Origin of the sequence: Aeromonas sp. FDAARGOS 1406 (genome assembly GCF_019048565.1) — a bacterium.
In the GTDB taxonomy this organism is placed as follows: Bacteria; Pseudomonadota; Gammaproteobacteria; order Enterobacterales; family Aeromonadaceae; genus Aeromonas; species Aeromonas caviae.
In genome coordinates this window covers 334,226-349,985 of record NZ_CP077378.1, presented here as the reverse complement: position 1 = coordinate 349,985, position 15,760 = coordinate 334,226, and the positions used below count along the sequence as shown (strand labels likewise).

At 63.2% G+C, this 15,760-nt stretch carries 15 protein-coding genes; 3 read left to right on the top strand and 12 right to left on the bottom strand.

The genetic code is table 11. The features are described from left to right. Positions 1-30 precede the first annotated feature (30 nt). From rbsB to I6L36_RS01630, 3 genes are all read left to right on the top strand, one after another. The gene (gene rbsB, locus I6L36_RS01640) at positions 31-906 is read left to right on the top strand and encodes a ribose ABC transporter substrate-binding protein RbsB (RefSeq protein ID WP_010674790.1); all 876 of its coding nucleotides are present in this window, start codon (positions 31-33) and stop codon (positions 904-906) included. Positions 907-1,004: 98 nt separating this feature from the next. Continuing rightward, on the top strand, positions 1,005-1,937 hold the full coding sequence (gene rbsK / locus I6L36_RS01635; RefSeq protein ID WP_010674791.1) for a ribokinase: 933 nt from the start codon (positions 1,005-1,007) through the stop codon (positions 1,935-1,937). Continuing rightward, entirely contained in the window at positions 1,937-2,962 is a 1,026-nt protein-coding gene (locus I6L36_RS01630; RefSeq protein WP_041211440.1) for a substrate-binding domain-containing protein, read from the top strand. Before rbsK ends, I6L36_RS01630 begins: the two co-directional genes overlap by 1 nt. 89 nt (positions 2,963-3,051) lie before the next feature. Here the strand turns inward: I6L36_RS01630 and I6L36_RS21820 are convergent, their stop codons facing one another. From I6L36_RS21820 to pheS, 12 genes are all read right to left on the bottom strand, one after another. Further along, positions 3,052-3,291, bottom strand: coding sequence for a hypothetical protein (locus I6L36_RS21820; protein WP_029314550.1), 240 nt, complete (start codon positions 3,289-3,291; stop codon positions 3,052-3,054). 14 nt (positions 3,292-3,305) lie between these two features. Next, a complete protein-coding gene (locus I6L36_RS21815) occupies positions 3,306-3,860 on the bottom strand; it encodes a hypothetical protein (RefSeq protein ID WP_252592984.1) in 555 nt (184 codons plus the stop codon). Next, positions 3,806-4,276 carry a GGDEF domain-containing protein gene (locus I6L36_RS21810; protein WP_029314552.1) on the bottom strand — a complete coding sequence of 157 codons (471 nt, stop codon included), beginning with the start codon at positions 4,274-4,276 and terminating at the stop codon, positions 3,806-3,808. The genes I6L36_RS21815 and I6L36_RS21810 overlap by 55 nt, the downstream gene beginning before the upstream one ends. A 5-nt stretch (positions 4,277-4,281) precedes the next feature. Then, positions 4,282-4,698 carry a hypothetical protein gene (locus I6L36_RS21805; RefSeq protein ID WP_029314553.1) on the bottom strand — a complete coding sequence of 139 codons (417 nt, stop codon included), beginning with the start codon at positions 4,696-4,698 and terminating at the stop codon, positions 4,282-4,284. Then, positions 4,695-5,153 (bottom strand): hypothetical protein, encoded by a 459-nt coding sequence (locus I6L36_RS01620; RefSeq protein ID WP_010674793.1) that lies wholly within the window; start codon positions 5,151-5,153, stop codon positions 4,695-4,697. Before I6L36_RS01620 ends, I6L36_RS21805 begins: the two co-directional genes overlap by 4 nt. Positions 5,154-5,259: 106 nt before the next feature. Next, the gene (gene cobB, locus I6L36_RS01615) at positions 5,260-6,033 is read right to left on the bottom strand and encodes a Sir2 family NAD+-dependent deacetylase (RefSeq protein WP_010674794.1); all 774 of its coding nucleotides are present in this window, start codon (positions 6,031-6,033) and stop codon (positions 5,260-5,262) included. Positions 6,034-6,105: 72 nt separating this feature from the next. Then, positions 6,106-6,720: a GNAT family N-acetyltransferase gene (locus tag I6L36_RS01610; protein ID WP_010674795.1), complete on the bottom strand. Its 615-nt coding sequence runs from the start codon at positions 6,718-6,720 to the stop codon at positions 6,106-6,108. After that, positions 6,721-7,971: a response regulator gene (locus I6L36_RS01605; RefSeq protein WP_010674796.1), complete on the bottom strand. Its 1,251-nt coding sequence runs from the start codon at positions 7,969-7,971 to the stop codon at positions 6,721-6,723. It abuts the gene before it with no gap. A 1-nt stretch (position 7,972) separates the two neighbouring features. Further along, the gene (locus I6L36_RS01600) at positions 7,973-11,914 is read right to left on the bottom strand and encodes a transporter substrate-binding domain-containing protein (RefSeq protein ID WP_102948508.1); all 3,942 of its coding nucleotides are present in this window, start codon (positions 11,912-11,914) and stop codon (positions 7,973-7,975) included. Between the two features lie 36 nt (positions 11,915-11,950). After that, the gene (gene ihfA / locus I6L36_RS01595) at positions 11,951-12,247 is read right to left on the bottom strand and encodes an integration host factor subunit alpha (protein ID WP_005300715.1); all 297 of its coding nucleotides are present in this window, start codon (positions 12,245-12,247) and stop codon (positions 11,951-11,953) included. A 3-nt stretch (positions 12,248-12,250) separates the two neighbouring features. Further along, a complete protein-coding gene (gene pheT / locus I6L36_RS01590; protein WP_010674798.1) occupies positions 12,251-14,638 on the bottom strand; it encodes a phenylalanine--tRNA ligase subunit beta in 2,388 nt (795 codons plus the stop codon). A gap of 12 nt (positions 14,639-14,650) precedes the next feature. Further along, entirely contained in the window at positions 14,651-15,634 is a 984-nt protein-coding gene (gene pheS / locus I6L36_RS01585) for a phenylalanine--tRNA ligase subunit alpha (RefSeq protein ID WP_010674799.1), read from the bottom strand. Positions 15,635-15,760: the final 126 nt, after the last annotated feature.

Below are 15,760 nucleotides of genomic sequence, written 5' to 3'. Positions count from 1 at the left end.
CAAGCCACGCCACACACAAGGAATGAAATGATGAAAAAGCTCAATACCCTGCTCGCTGCCGCCATCATGTCCGTGCTGGGCACCGCCCAGGCCGCGGATCACACCCTGGCGATGGTGGTCTCCACCCTCAACAACCCCTTCTTCGTCACCATGAAGGAGGGGGCCGAAGCCAAGGCCAAGGAGCTTGGCTACGAGCTGGTGGTGCTGGACTCCCAGAACGACCCGGCCAAGGAGCTCTCCAACGTGGAAGATCTCACCGTGCGCAAGGTCAACGCCATCCTGATCAACCCGACCGACTCCGAAGCCGTGGGCAACGCCATTCGCCTGGCCAACAAGGCGAACATCCCGGTGCTGACCCTGGACCGCGGCGCAGCCCAGGGTGACGTCAAGGCCCACATCGCCTCCGACAACGTGGCCGGTGGCAAGCTGGCTGGCGACTTCATCGCCGAGAAGCTGGGCAGCGGTGCCAAGGTGATCCAGCTGGAAGGGATCGCAGGTACCTCCGCCGCCCGTGATCGCGGCGAAGGCTTCGCCCTGGCGGTCACCGCCAACAAACTGCAGGTGCTGGCCTCCCAACCCGCCGACTTTGACCGCACCAAGGGTCTGAACGTCATGGAGAACCTGCTGGCCGCCCATCCGACCGTGCAGGCAGTGTTCGCCCAGAACGACGAGATGGCGCTGGGTGCCATCCGCGCCGTGCAGGCCGCTGGCAAAGAGGTGATGATCGTGGGCTTTGACGGCACCGACGATGGCAAAGCCGCCGTGGCCAAGGGTAAACTGGCCGCCACCGTGGCCCAGCAGCCTGCCCTCATCGGCGCCATCGGCGTGGAAACCGCCGACAAGGTGCTCAAGGGTCAACCGGTGGAAAAATCCATCCCGGTACCGCTGCAAATCGTCAACAAGTAAGTTGACGGGGGGAGGTTCGCCTCCCCTCTCTTTTTCCGCCAGTGCCGCCTGGTCTGGGTCCACCCAGACCAGGATGTACTCAACCAAGGGTGATAGGAATGAATCGTCTCGTAGTCCTCGGCAGCGTGAATGCGGATCATGTGCTGCGCGTCCCCCACTTTCCCCGCCCCGGTGAAACCCTGACCGGCCACAGCTATCAGGTCGTTCCCGGCGGCAAGGGCGCCAATCAGGCGGTGGCCGCCGCCCGCCTCGGCGCCCCTGTCTCCTTCATCGCCCGCATCGGTGATGATGCCATCGGCCACCAGATGAAAACCGGGTTTGCCAACGACGGCATCGATGTCAGCGCCGTCGAACTCGACCCCAGGCTCCCCACCGGCATCGCCATCATCTATGTGAGCGACGAGGGGGAGAACAGCATCGGCATCTCCGCCGAAGCCAATGGCGCCCTCACCCCGGCCGTAGTGCAAGGTCACGAGGCGATGATCGCCGCCGCCCACACCCTGCTGCTGCAACTGGAAGTGCCGCTGGAGAGCGTGCAGGAAGCGGCCCGTCTGGCTCGTGCCCACGGCACCCGGGTGGTGCTCAACCCCGCCCCCGCGCGCCCGCTCTCAAGGGATCTGCTGGCGCTGGTGGACCTCATCACCCCCAACCAGACCGAGGCCGAGCTGCTGACCGGCGTCAAGGTGACGGACGAAGCGAGCGCCCGGGAGGCTGCCACCCGCTTCCACCAGATGGGCATCGGTGAGGTGATGATCACCCTGGGGTCTCAAGGGGTCTATTGCAGCAAGGGGCAGAAACAGGCGCTCATGCCGGGTTTTCGGGTCAAGGCGGTGGATACCACGGCGGCCGGGGATACCTTCAACGGCGCCTTCCTGGCGGCCGAGCTCGCCGGCGCCGACTTTGACGCAGCCGTACGCTTTGCCCACGGGGCGGCGGCACTCTCCGTCACCCGGTTTGGTGCCCAGAGCTCCATCCCGAGCAAGCAGGAGGTCGATGCTTTCCTCCTTGAACAGACTGCGCAGGGGCACTGATGGCCAATATCAAGGAGGTGGCTGCGCTGGCGGGGGTGTCGACCACCACCGTTTCCCACGTCATCAACGAGACCCGTTTCGTCGCCGAAGAGACCCGGGAGCGGGTCTTCGCCGCCATGCGCGATCTCAACTATGCCCCAAGCCTGGTGGCCCGCAGCCTCAAGGTAAAGGAGACCAACAGCATCGGCATGCTGGTCACCACCTCCAGCAACCCCTTCTTCGCCGAGGTGGTGCGCGGGGTGGAGCGCTACTGCTTCGAGCAGGGTTACAACCTGATGCTGGGCAACACCGAAGGACAGGCCGAGACGGCGCTCTCCTACCTCAAGATGATGCTCAGGAAACGGGTCGACGGCCTGCTCATCATGTGCAGCGAGGGGCAGCAGGAGGTGTTCAACCAGCTCGACTGGCTCAAGAGCCTGCCGGTCGTGGTGATGGACTGGGGCATGGAGAACGGCGAGGTGGATCTCATCGCCGACAACTCCCATCGCGGCGGCTACCTGGCAACCCGCCATCTGCTGGGGCTGGGTCACACTGCCATCGGTTGCATCACGGGACCCCACAGCCGCGCCCCGGCCAACCAGCGCCAGGCGGGTTTCGAGCAAGCGATGCAGGAGGCCGGGCTCACCGTCAATCCGGGCTGGATCCAGGAGGGAGACTTTGACTGCGCCAGCGGCGCCGCCGCCATGACCCGCCTGCTGGCGCTGCCAGAGCGTCCCACCGCGCTGTTTGTCTGCAACGACATGATGGCCATGGGGGTCATCAGTGCCGCCCATCAGGCAGGGCTGGTGATCCCCCGCGATCTCTCCATCGTCGGCTATGACAACGTGGCGCTGGCCCAGTTCATGTCCCCCCCGCTCACCACGGTCAATCAACCGAAAGAGGAGCTGGGCCGTCTCGCCGTCACCCGGCTCTTGGCACGCATCAACGGCGAGCCCATCGCAAACCGCATGATCACCGTGGATCCGGACCTGGTGATCAGACACTCCTGCGCTCCCTTTTCCTCACCGGACAGCAAACCAGTTTAAGTGTCAGCAAGCAGCAGAAGGGCGGCCATGAGCCGCCCTTCTGTGTATTGTCTCCTTGACATCGGCCCCGAGACTGCACAAGCCACCACTCAACTCAGCTTGAGATCATCCTCTTGCTGCGCCTCTCCCCGGGGAGCCAGGCGCAGCAGCCCCAGCGCCGTTGCCAACGGCTGGAGCAGCGCCTCGTACCCGGAGGGTGCTGGCAGCCAGTAGCGAATTGGCCAGCCCGCTTGCAGCAGTTCGGGGGCGCTGCTGCCAAGCTCGCTCAGCGCCAGCATGCAGCCACACTCGCGCATCTTCTCAAGCAGGGTGGCATCCGGTATCAGCACAGGCAATGCCAGGATCAGCCCCCCTGTGGCAAGGGGGGCAGGCTCGCCAGCAGAGGGGCCAGCTGGGCAGGCTGATGAAGCCTTACCAGCAAGGTGCCACTGCATGGCTCTTCTGTCAGCCATCGTGCCATCACGGGCCCAAGGACACCACGCTCTTGCATCCAGCCCACGTCACAGGGCTGCTGACTCACCTGCCAGCGCAGGCTGACCGCCGTCACCGGCACGCCCTGCTCGTCTCTCATCGCCTCGCAGAGGGTCTCCAGGGGGGAAGGGGCGGCCCCCGCCAGCCATTCCCGCAGTTGGTGCAGCTGCCGCTGGGCCATGTGGAGGTCAGCCTTCATCGCACTCTGATACCACACCAGTATGGTCCCCTCACGCTTGGCCTCGTTCAATGCCAATATGGCCTGCTCCAATAGCTCATCGGCATCCTCGCCACCCTCGCGCCTGGCCACTCCGAAGCGACACGCCAGATCAAAGCTGCTTTCCCGGGTCACGAACTCAAACTGCAACAGGCTCACCATAGCCGCCATGCGGGCATCGAGATCTCCCTCTTCGTCGTCCAGCACCACGGCGAACTCATCCCCCCCAACCGGTACGCACGGCCGGGGCATGCCTGGCGCAACCGGGCCGCGACCGCCTGCAACAGACGATCACCAACCTGGTATCCGAGCAGATCATTGACCTGCTTGAACCGCTTCAGATCCAGCACCGCCAGCGCCTGGACCCGAACTTGCAGCAGGGATTGCCTGAGCTGCCCCTGCAAGGCCCGACGGTTGCCAAGCCGGGTCATGGGATCGAGCAGGGAGAGGCGACGATTCTGCAGATTGGTTCGAATGAGGGCAAAGACCAGCACACAGCCCATCACCAGCAGGATCAACTGCCAGATCTGGATCCAGAACAGGCTCTGGCGCAACTGGTTGAGGGAGGCTTCCCGCTCCTGGCCGGAGAGGATCTGATCCCCAATCTGCTCCACCTGATGGGTCAAGCCGGTCAGCCGGACGAGGGCAAGATCGAGGGCTTACCCCTCTTCAGCTCCCCGGACTGCATCTGGGGATCCAGCCCCTTGAGTTCGTCAAAGAGCCGTTCAAGCACCTCCCCCAACCCATGCCTCGCCCGCGCATCGGCGGTCTCGGTACTGATCAGGAACACATCCAGCCGGTTCCACAGCAGGTCGTAATCCAGGCTCAGGGCCGCCATGTCGAGCGCCCCGGCACGGTAGAGGCGCACATCATAGAGAAATCGCTGGGACTCCTGCATTACCTGGCTGATGTTCCAGTGGGTGTTGCGGTAGAACATGTCAACGAGCTGCTCGTGCCGACTCTGCAGCAGCAGCCCCCAGAGGGACGAGAAGAGAAACAGCAGGGAAATGGCTGCAAGCAGCAGGTTATCTCGCTGTCGTCGCGTCACGGGACAACCTCGATGCGGATCACCTGCCAGACCATGTTGTTGTGGATGGCGGACACATCCATGTCGGGATGGGCCGAGAGGGGGACCAGCAGCCAGAGCGGCCCTTTATTGCGACGGGTGAGCGGTTTGTCATCCTGGTAACGCACCAGGGTCAGCGGCACCTTGGCAAACAGGGAGAGATCGACCCGCTGCTGGTAGCCATTGAGTGCGGCGACATCGATGGCGCTGGCACTATCCACCTGCTGCGCCGCCAGCACGCTCTTCAGGGTCGGTCCACGATAGCGGTGAGTGCCGAGGGTCCAGGGCGTCGCCGTCTCGAACTCCACTTGTGGCAAGGCTGCCAACGCCGCCTCATCCAGGGTGATTTCCCGCTTGTCCGGCAGGATCAGTTGCAATAGCGAAGAGGAGGAAGCCTGGGTACCGAACGAGAAAAGCACCAGCAGGAGCGAGGCCATCCCGCGCGTTGGAAAGTTCATGACATGTTGTGCCAACTGCATCTTGAAGTTAGGAGCCAGTGTGGCGATTTCAGTGGGTCAATGCAACTGTGTGAAAAATCAATAATTAGGGGCCCCGCATCTCCATCCAGTTATGGCCCTCGACGGAGAGAGGCTGATGCACTCCGCAACTTTGCAGGAGTTCATCCACAAAAGCGGGCACCAGCAAGGAAGCCGGACCATAACGTTTTTCATCAAACTGGCTGCCCACTTCGCTCGGCTCCAGATTGAGCTCCACCGTATGGGCACCGTTCAGGCCGGCCTCATGGACGAATCCGGCGGCAGGGTAGACCGCCCCGGAGGTCCCGATGGAGATGAAGAGATCGCACTGAGCCAGGGCCGAGTAGATGCGGTCAAGTCCGAGGGGCATCTCCCCGAACCAGACCACATGGGGGCGCAGCGGGTGGGGAAACTGGCAGCAGGAACACAGCTCTTCCTGATGGAGATCCCCGCGCCACTCGATCACCTGACCCGAGCCCGGGCAGCGGGCCTTGAGCAACTCGCCGTGCATGTGGATGAGGTTCTTGCTGCCGGCACTCTCGTGCAGGTTGTCGATGTTCTGGGTGACCAAGGTGACGCGCCCCGGCAGCAGGCGCTCCAGACGGGCCAATGCATAGTGGGCCGGATTGGGGTGGATCTCGGCGCGCTGCAACTGATGGCGCCGTGCATTGTAGAAACGTTGTACCAGTTCGGGATCCCGCGCATAGCCTTCAGGGGTGGCCACGTCCTCCACCCTGTGCTCTTCCCACAGGCCATCACAGGCCCGGAAGGTCTTGATACCGGATTCGGCCGAGATGCCGGCACCGGTGAGGATCACGATATGTTTGGCTGACTGCACCATGGTTGTTCTCCTCCAACGGGTAACAGGCTGACCTTAGCACAGGAGCAAGAGGCGGCCCATTCGCCCTTGGTCTTAGGCCGATGGGAGCACAAAGCTCGCCATGGGCGCGAGATCCAGCCTGGCAAAGACCATCTCCCGTCCTGTCACCAGGGTAAGCGGCAACCCGAGCCCCTTGAGCAGAGCCAGCATGGGGCGATTCTGGCCGAGCACTTCCGCCGTCCACTCCCGGATCCCCTCCCCGTATGCCAGCCGCGCAAGCGCCAGCAGGATGCGACGCCCGGCGCCGCGATGCTGAAAATGATCCGCGACGATGCAGGAGAACTCGGCCCTGTCCGGGTGCAGGCGCCGGCGAACGGACTGGGCCATGGCAAGCGGCGTCCCCTGCTCGTCGGTCAGCAGCAATCCTATCTGGGGTTCTCTGGGGTAGTCGAGAAAGAAGGCGAGCTGCTCGGCCGTCGCAGGCTGCTTGGCCCGCATGAAGCGCAAATAGACGCTCTGCTCGCTCAGGGCGTCATAGGCCGCGCTTATTCGCTTCGGGTCGCAGCCCGCCAGCTCCTGCAAGCGGCAAGTCAGCCCCCCCACCACCATCGTCATCGGCAAGGCGGCCCGTGAGGCGGGAGCCGTCCAACCCGACATTCCCTGCCACAAGCGCGGCTCATCGAGCGGCCAGCAAAGATAGCGAGCCATTTACCAGCGCCCTGCCACGCCGCGATCCTGCCACTGGGCGGCATCCTGCAGGTTGAAGGGGTCGTCGAGGTAGAGCGCGATGCCAAGCTCCCGGGAGCGCTGGATGAAGCGGGCCAGCAAGGAGTCGGCAGCCATCGCCTCCAGTTCGGGCAGCAGGTGTTGCCCGAGCAGCAAGGATTGCAACGGCAGACGCTCGATGAGATCAAACGGCAGGTGCTGGGCATGATCGAGCAGCAGCGCGAGTCTGGCCCCCGCGAGGCTCGCCTGCAGCACCAGGGCGAAACGGTCCGCCTGGCTCAGCAGGTGATCCCGTCGGTGGATGACCAGGGTGAGTTCGCTTGCTTCTCGTCCATGCTGCTCGAGCCAGAGCTTGAGCGGCTCCCAGTGAGGGGAAAGACCGCTCAGGCTCAGCCAGATCGGCAGCGTGCAGGAAGCCGCATCTGCCAGCAGCCCAAGCTGTCCTCTCGCCTCTCCCTGCCAGCTACGCACGGTGCGCTTGAGCCCGCCCAGCCTGCGCTGACGCTGGGGGCCAAGATAGAGCATCTTGAGCAGACGCAGCAGATCGTCGCTTTGCAGCGGCTTGGCCAGGGCGGCCAGCACGTTGAAACCCGCATCGTGCAGGAGACGCCGGGCGCCGTCTATCAGGGTCTGATCATGAGCGGAGAGCAGGATGATGGGCAGACCGCTGTGGTGATACTGGGGATGGCTCATCAGCAGGCTGATGGCATCCTGCTCCGCTAGGCTGAGATCACAGATAAGCAATCTCACGCCCCCCTCTTCCAGCGCCTTGAGGCACCCTTCGCCATCCTGAACCCAGTGGCAGGGCAACCCCAGTCCCTGGATCTCCTGCTGAATGCAGGCTCCCTGGAAGGGGTGATCTTCGAGCAGCAGGATCTGGCACTGGGCGAGCCAGGCACGCCACCCCTGCTCCCGTGCCTGCAACCCCTCGAGCCAGGGATCGCTGAGGCGATAGATCCCTGCCCCGGGAGCCAACAGATGAGGCAGATAGTCGGCCCCCTGATGAGAGGCAGGATCAAACAGGGCGATGGCCCCGGCGGCAAACAGTCCTTCCCATTGCCAGCCGGCATCGGGTCGGGTGCGGTGCAGATTGGCATAGGCCGGCAGGCCCGCTCCCTTGACCGCCAGATGGGAGACGGCGTCCAGGGCATAGACGCTGACCGGGTAAAACGTTGGCTCCTGGCTGTCATCAGACTCCAGCAAGGCCATCAACTCTTCATCTGTGATGATCATGTCATGCTCTCTCGCCCAGTTGTCGGCAGACCTCTTCCACGCACTGCCTCAAGGCGGCTGCAAGGGGATGTCCGGGGGCCTCCTGCCAACGGTCGATCACCTCTACCAGGGGGGTAGCCCCCACCATTTTGGCGGCCCCCTTCATCTTGTGTAAAGCCGTATTGAGGGCCTTCTCGTCCCCTTGTGTGACACACCGCTCAATGTCGGCCAGATCATGGTGAACCGATGCCAGATAGATGTCTACGAGGGCCGGGCTGAGGGACACGGGCAGGGAAAGGGCTGCCGTTGGCTGCGGTGCCTTCCCCCCGTCATGGGGGCCAAAGACGGTACGAAGCAATACGGCCAGATCCCTGAGCAAAACGGGTTTGTCCAGATGGCCCTGACAGCCGCATTCCGCCAGTCGCTGCGCCGCCTGCTCGCTGAGATCCGCGGTGATCACGTAGACGGGTAGATGCTGCCAGCGTTCATCGGCGTGCAATTGCCTGCAGAGCTCGGCGCCGTCCATCACCGGCATCTGCAGATCCGTCAGCACCAGATCCACCGACTCCGATTGCAGGATCTCCAGTGCCAGACGGCCATTGGCCGCGCTCAATACCCGGGCCCCCAGCTGACCCAGCTGCATGCTGATCAGCATTCTGTTCACCTCGTGATCTTCCACCAGCAGCACCCGCCTGCCTGCCCCCGGCAGGTCCGTGATCTCCTCGGCGCCACGGACGAGTCTGGGCTGCAGCAGGCTGACCACGGAGCCCGGGATCCAGGGTTCCCCCTGCCAGTACCAGGCGCGCAAGCCCCCATCGTCCTGCATGGCCCCAAGGCAAGGTGCCGCCGGATCCTCGGCCACGCCAAACGCTGCGAGCCAGGCCCGCATATATTCAAGTTCCCCGGGCAACAGTTGCAGGGAGACCGTCTTGACGCGCGGTTGCCAGAGCGCCTTCTCCTGCGCATGTCTTAGGGGCAAGGAACAGAGGAAACGGCTGCCCCCGCGAGCCAGAGGTTCGACCCGGATCTCGCCCCCTATCTGTTCCATCAGCTGGCGGCAGATGGCCAGCCCAAGCCCGGTCCCCTGGGCTCTGGGCTGGCCAGGCTCCTCCCCTTGTTCGAAGGGCTGGAACAACCGGGGCAACAGCTCGGCACTGATCCCGGGCCCCTCGTCATCCACCCCGCACAAAATCCACTCCCCTTGCCGCCGGGCCCAGAGTACCACCTCTCCCCGCTCGCTGAACTTGATGGCGTTGGAGAGCAGGTTGTGCAGCACCTGTTGCACCCGGTGGGGATCGAGTTCCATCAAGGCGGGCAGCGCCGGGTCGAGCGCCAAGCGCAGCTGCAGATGGCGGGATCGCGCCTTGGACCAGTGCACCGCCGCCACATGCTCGCACAGCTCCACCAGATCCGTGGGCTGCACGGAGAGGCGCAACTGGCGCGTCTCGTTGCGGCTGAAGTCGAGTACGTCGTTGAGCAATCCGAGCAGTTCATTGCCCGCCTGTCTCACATGGGCCAGAACCGAGGCCTGCTCTGCATTGAGCTCGGTCTGCTCGAGCCACTCCAGCAGGCCGAGCATGGCGTTCATGGGGGTGCGGATCTCGTGGCTCACGGCGGCCAGGAAGCGCCCCTTGGCAAGCACGGCCTGCTGGGCCTGCTCGTGGGAAAGTTGCAGGGAGTGCTCCTGCTCCACCCTGGCCGTCACATCCTGCACCACCCCGTAGATCCGCCACCCCTCTCCCTGACGGCGCCCCCTGCCGGAAAATTGCAGCCAGCGGGTTCCCTTGGCGGGGTGCTGATAGCGCAGCAGATGGGAGAAAGGTCGTCCGGCTTGCAGCATGGCCAGCATGGGGGCTCGCATCTCGCGCCTGTCCTGATGGGAGATGCGGGTCAGGGTCTCGTTGGGATTGACCCGGATCTGCTGGCTCGCCAGCCCCAGCAGCTCGTGACTGCCCCGGCTCACAAACTCCACCCGGGTGATGGCTCCCCCCAGCAGGGTGAATTGCAGCACCACACCGGGCACCGTATTGGTGAGGGCGCGCAGGCGCCGCTCCGCCTGACGCAGCAGGCGGGTACGCTCGCGCAGAGCGCTGATGTCGGAGAGGGCGATAAGATCCCCTGCCGGTGCCTGGGGCCCCAGTCGCAAGGGGATCTGGGCATAGGAGTAGACCTGCTCGTGCAGCGCCAGCTCCCCTTCGGCGCCCTGCAACTGAGGCGCGGGCAGCACCAGATCGGCGGCGTAGCGCGCCTCCATGCGCTTGGCCCGCTTGTTGCGCTTGATCACCTCCCCCTTGTCATTGCGCAAGAACACGGGAACGGGGAGCGCCTGGAAGAGAGACTCCCTGAACTTGCTTTCCAGCGCCAGCGCCTGCTCTACCTTGTGACGCTCGCGGGCCTCCTGGGCCAGTTGCTGGCGGGATCGCCAGACTGACCAGATCACCGCCATGCTGATCAGCAGTGCCAGCAACACGGAGCCAAGCCAGAAACCGTAGCTGACCCCCTCCTGCTGGTTGACCACCAGGTGGCGCCAGCGTTGCACCAGCTCGTCCACCTGCCGATCATTGAGGGTCATCAGGCTCTGATCCAGCACCCCTGCCAGGCTGGTCTGTTCCGGCCGGATGGCAAAGCCGAGGCCGAAACGCTCCGGCAATTCGGTGATGGTCAGCTCGCTCAACTGGTTGTTTCGAATGGGATATTGGAGCTGGTACAACTCCGCCAGCATGGCCTGGGCATCCCCATGCCGCACCGCCGCCAATCCCTGCAGCAGGTTGTCGGTGACCTCCCACTCATGCTGGCCGAACCGGGCAAGCAGGCCGGGATCATAGAGCATTCTCGGGACCACCACCTTGCCACTCACGTCCGCGAGGGAGACTGGCCCCCTCTTGCTGCGACTGACCAGGGCATAGCGGCTGGTCGCCACCATCCTGGTGAAGTCGAACTCCTTGTTCAGGGCGGCGGACTCCATCAGTCCGACCATCATGACGGCATCGCCACTGCGCAGCAATGCCAACGCCTCCTCCCGGCTGGCGGCGGGCACCAGCTCGAAGCGCAGCCCCGTCTGCCGACTCACTTCCCGCAAGACATCCGCACTCCAGCCAATGAGCGCTCCCTGCCGGTTGACGCCGCTGTACGGCATGAAGCCGGGATCCGCCACCATCTTGATGGTGTGGGCCTTGCCGACCAGCCAGGCCTGCTCCTTGTCGGTAAAATGCAGGGGATTCACATCCTGCTCACCCTGAGGCAGATACTTGCCCAGATCCCGGTAGAGACTGCCCGGCGGCAAATAGCGGATGGCCGTATCCACCAGCTCGAGCAACTCGGGCTGGTTGCGCATCATCAGCCGGTAGCTGATGACCAGATCGTCGCTGCGAAGACGACGAAGGCGCAGCCCTTCATCCGGGAATTCCCGCATCAGGTAGCGCAGTTGCAGATAATCACCGAGATAGGCGCTGCCCTTGCCGGCCACCAGGGCACCATACCAGTTCTCGGCATCGGTCAGCAGTTGCTGGGATGAACCAGGATAGAGACGCTTCAGGGTCTCCTGGGCCTGCCAGATGGGTGACACCAGAAACTGCGCCTGATCGAGCTCACCCCGATAGAGGATGGCGGACTCCGCTTCCATCATGGCCCGGCTCAAGACGGTATCGCTCGAGTTCGACCGGGCAGGCCCGACGTGAGGAATGAGATCGCAGCGCCCGTGCAGCAGATCCTGCGTCACGGCTGCCCAGCTCGGCCGCTTCTCGACATGCACCGGTACCGGCAACAGCTCTGCCAGCCGCGTCATGCGATCGATAAGCAGGCCCCCCTCCGCCTCCAGATAGGGAGGACGTTGCAGGGCCGGGTAACAGAAGGTCAGTCCGGTGAGCGAATCGGCATAAGCCTGGGCATCCGGTGACAGCGGGAGTATGGCGGCACGCAGTGGCAAGGCCAGCAGCGCGCCGGACAACAGAAGGATTTTTATCATCGGAACGGAAAAGCCAGGCGATTGCCTGGCTTTTTGTCACTCGTTGGGTTCAACATTTTCTACCCTGGCCTTGAGCTTCTGGCCGGGCCGGAAGGTCACCACACGACGGGCGCTGATGGGAATATCCTCCCCCGTCTTGGGGTTGCGTCCGGGACGCTGGTTCTTCTCGCGAAGATCGAAGTTACCGAAGCCGGAAATCTTGACCTGTTCGCCACGCTCGAGCGCCTGTCTGATCTCCTCAAAGAAGGCTTCCACCATATCTTTGGCTTCACGCTTGCTCATCCCGAGCTGGGTGAACAGGTGCTCTGCAATGTCGGCTTTGGTAAGCGCCATAGATCAATCCCTCAAGGATGCATTCAACTCTTCACCGAGGGCCCGCACGACATTGTCCACGGTCTCGGCGATCTCTTTCTCCTCCAGGGTGCGCTGGGTGTCTTGCAACACCAGGCTGATGGCCAGGCTCTTCTTGTCCTCTGCCATACCAGCGCCCTGGTATACGTCGAACAAGTTTATTCCAACTAACTGATTTCCGCCAACTTTTTTAATTACTGCCAGAACGTCGCCTGCCAGGATCTGTCTGTCAACCACCACGGCGATGTCGCGACGGTTGGCCGGGAACTTGGATACTTCGGCAGCAACCGGCACCTTGGCCGGCGTCAGTTTGTCCAGCTCCAGCTCGAACATGACAGCGCGGCTCTTGAGCCCCAGCTTCTTCTCGAGGCTCGGATGGATCACGCCGATGTGGCCGATCACGACGCCATTGCGCAGAATGGCTGCGCTCTGGCCCGGATGCAGGGCACTGTGCTCGGTGCGCTCGAAGGTGAAGGTAGCCCCTTCTGCAGTCAGATCCAGCACCGCTTCCAGGTCACCCTTCAGATCGAAGAAGTCGACGGGACGGGCCTTGACATCCCAGTGCTCGTCCCCCTGGTTACCGGTGATGATGCCGGCCAGCATAGGCTCCTGACGGATGCCGTTCTCGGCATTCTCGTCCTTGATGAAACGCAGGCCCTGCTCGAACAGGCGCACGCGCGGCTGCTGACGGTTCTGGTTGTAGACCACCGCCTGCACCAGACCCGGGAACAGAGAGACGCGCATGGCGGACATCTCGACGGAGATCGGGTTCGGCAACACGATGGCATCGCTCTGCGGGAACAGGGTCTGCTGAGCCTTGGGATCGACAAAGCTGTAGGTGATCGCTTCCTGGAAACCGCGGTCAACCAGCAGGTCGCGCACCCGCTTCAGGGTCACCTGCCCTTCAGCCTGCTCCACCATCGCGAGGGAGGCGGCGGGTTTGAGGTTCGGGATGTTGTTGTAGCCGTAGATGCGGGCAACTTCCTCGATGAGGTCTTCCTCGATGGCAATGTCGAAACGCCAGGAGGGAGCCAGCGCGGTCCAGCCGTCAGTATCCACGGTTACCTGCATGCCCAGACGAGTCAGAATTTCGACCACCTGCGCATCCGCCACGCTGATGCCGATCACCTTGTCGAGCTTGGTGCGACGCAGCTTGATGGGGGCAGCCTTGGGCAGATGGGTATCGGATTTGACTTCGATGACCGGACCCGCTTCACCACCGCAGATGTCCAGCAGCAGACGGGTGGCACGATCCATCACCTTGGCCTGCAGCTCGGGATCCACCCCGCGCTCGAAGCGGTGGGAAGAATCGGTATGCAGACCGTAGGCACGGGCACGGCCGGTGATGGAGAGCGGCGCGAAGAAGGCGCACTCCAGCAGGATGTCGGTGGTGGTCTCGGAGACACCGGTGCGATCGCCGCCGAAGATGCCGGCCATGCAGGCAGGGCCTTTGGCGTCGGCAATCACGAGCGTGGTCTCTTTGAGCTTCACCTCGTTGCCATCGAGCAGAGTCATGGGCTCGTCGGCACGGGCGCGGCGCACCACCAGTTCCCCTTCAAGCGTCGCCAGGTCGAAGGCGTGCATCGGCTGGCCGTATTCCAGCAGCAGGTAGTTGGTGATGTCGACGATGGCGTCGATGGAGCGGATGCCGCCACGGCGCAGCTTCTCCTGCATCCAGAGCGGGCTCTGGGCGTGCAGGTTCAGCCCCTTGATGACACGACCGAGATAACGGGGGCAATCCGCCGGCGCTTCAACCCGGATCGGGAAGGTGGCATCACAGGTGGCAGCAGCCGGCGCCCAGGTCGGCTCGACCACGTCCACGCTGTTGAGCACGCCGATTTCACGGGCCAGACCCGCGATGCCGAGGCAATCGGCACGGTTCGGGGTCAGATCCACATCGATGCTGACGTCGTTGAGCGCGAGGTATTCACGGATATCGGTCCCGATGGGGGCATCCAGCGGCAGCTCGATGATGCCATCGGCTTCGACGTCGATGCCCAGCTCGCTGAAGGAGCAGAGCATGCCGTGGGACGGCTGGCCGCGCAGCTTGGCTTTCTTGATGGTGAAATCACCCGGCAGGGTCGCCCCGACCTTGGCCACGCACACTTTGAGGCCGGCGCGGCAGTTCGGCGCACCGCAGACGATGTCCAGCAGCTCAGCCTCGCCCACATTGACCTTGGTCACCCGCAGCTTGTCCGCGTCCGGGTGCTGGGCGCACTCGACCACTTCACCCACGACCACATTGTTGAACTGGCCGGCCACCGCTTCCACGGCGTCCACTTCCAGACCGGCCATGGTGATCTGCTCGGCCAGTGCATTGTCACTCAACTCGGTGCGGACCCACTCCATCACCCAGGATTTACTGAATTTCATGTTCTCTCGCCCTTACTTGAACTGCTTGAGGAAGCGCAGGTCGTTTTCGAAGAAGGCACGCAGGTCGTTGACCCCGTAACGCAGCATGGTCAGGCGCTCAACGCCCATGCCGAAGGCAAAGCCGGAGTATTTTTCCGGATCGATGCCGACCGAACGCAGCACGTTCGGGTGCACCATGCCGCAGCCCAGCACTTCCAGCCACTTGCCGTTCTTGCCCATCACGTCCACTTCGGCGCTCGGCTCGGTGAACGGGAAATAGGAAGGACGGAAGCGAATGGTCAAGTCTTCCTCGAAGTAGTTGCGCAGGAAGTCGTGCAGGATGCCTTTCAGCTCGGTGAAGCTGGCATGCTCGTCGACCAGCAGGCCTTCGACCTGGTGGAACATCGGGGTGTGGGTCATGTCGTAGTCGTTACGATAGACGCGGCCCGGCGCGATGATGCGGATCGGCGGCTGCTGATGTTCCATGGTGCGGATCTGCACACCGGAAGTGTGGGTACGCAGCATCAGATCAGGATTGAAGTAGAAGGTGTCGTGATCGGTACGCGCCGGGTGGTGAGCCGGGATATTCAGCGCATCGAAGTTGTGGAAGCCATCTTCAATCTCGGGACCACGGGCAACCTTGAAGCCCATATCGCCAAACAGGCGCTCGATGCGCTCGATGGTACGGGTCACCGGGTGCAGACCGCCATTCTCGATGCGGCGGCCCGGCAGGCTAACGTCGATGGTCTCGGCGGCCAGCTTCTGGTTCAGCACGGCGACTTCGAGGGCTTCACGACGCGCGTTCAGGGCATCCTGAACCTGCTGTTTGGCCTGGTTGATCACGGCGCCCGCGGCGGGACGCTCTTCAGCGGACAGGGCGCCCAGGCCCTTCATCTGCTCGGTAAAAAAGCCCTTTTTACCCAGATATTTGACCCGGATTTCGTCGAGGGCGGCGATGTCGCTTACGCCCTCAATTTCGGCCTTGGCCTGGCCTACTACTTCTTCAAGCTGTTGCATGTCTTCCTCGTCACCACTCCCGGAACAGGAGCCTTTAGGCTAAATAAGGTCAAGAGGGGAATAATACAAAAAAAGCCCCTTGGCTGACCATAGTTATGACGGGCTTTTCTCCCTGCAAATCATTTT

What these genes read in the sequence shown, in the direction of transcription:
- I6L36_RS01610 (WP_010674795.1), bottom strand. Translation starts at nt 6,720, where the DNA reads ATGGCTCGCTATCTTTGCTGGCCGCTCGATGAGCCGCGCTTGTGGCAG.
- cobB (WP_010674794.1), bottom strand. Translation starts at nt 6,033, where the DNA reads ATGGTGCAGTCAGCCAAACATATCGTGATCCTCACCGGTGCCGGCATC.
- pheS (WP_010674799.1), bottom strand. Translation starts at nt 15,634, where the DNA reads ATGCAACAGCTTGAAGAAGTAGTAGGCCAGGCCAAGGCCGAAATTGAG.
- pheT (WP_010674798.1), bottom strand. Translation starts at nt 14,638, where the DNA reads ATGAAATTCAGTAAATCCTGGGTGATGGAGTGGGTCCGCACCGAGTTG.
- I6L36_RS01630 (WP_041211440.1), top strand. Translation starts at nt 1,937, where the DNA reads ATGGCCAATATCAAGGAGGTGGCTGCGCTGGCGGGGGTGTCGACCACC.
- rbsB (WP_010674790.1), top strand. Translation starts at nt 31, where the DNA reads ATGAAAAAGCTCAATACCCTGCTCGCTGCCGCCATCATGTCCGTGCTG.
- ihfA (WP_005300715.1), bottom strand. Translation starts at nt 12,247, where the DNA reads ATGGCGCTTACCAAAGCCGACATTGCAGAGCACCTGTTCACCCAGCTC.
- I6L36_RS01620 (WP_010674793.1), bottom strand. Translation starts at nt 5,153, where the DNA reads ATGGCCTCGCTCCTGCTGGTGCTTTTCTCGTTCGGTACCCAGGCTTCC.
- rbsK (WP_010674791.1), top strand. Translation starts at nt 1,005, where the DNA reads ATGAATCGTCTCGTAGTCCTCGGCAGCGTGAATGCGGATCATGTGCTG.
- I6L36_RS01600 (WP_102948508.1), bottom strand. Translation starts at nt 11,914, where the DNA reads ATGATAAAAATCCTTCTGTTGTCCGGCGCGCTGCTGGCCTTGCCACTG.
- I6L36_RS01605 (WP_010674796.1), bottom strand. Translation starts at nt 7,971, where the DNA reads ATGATCATCACAGATGAAGAGTTGATGGCCTTGCTGGAGTCTGATGAC.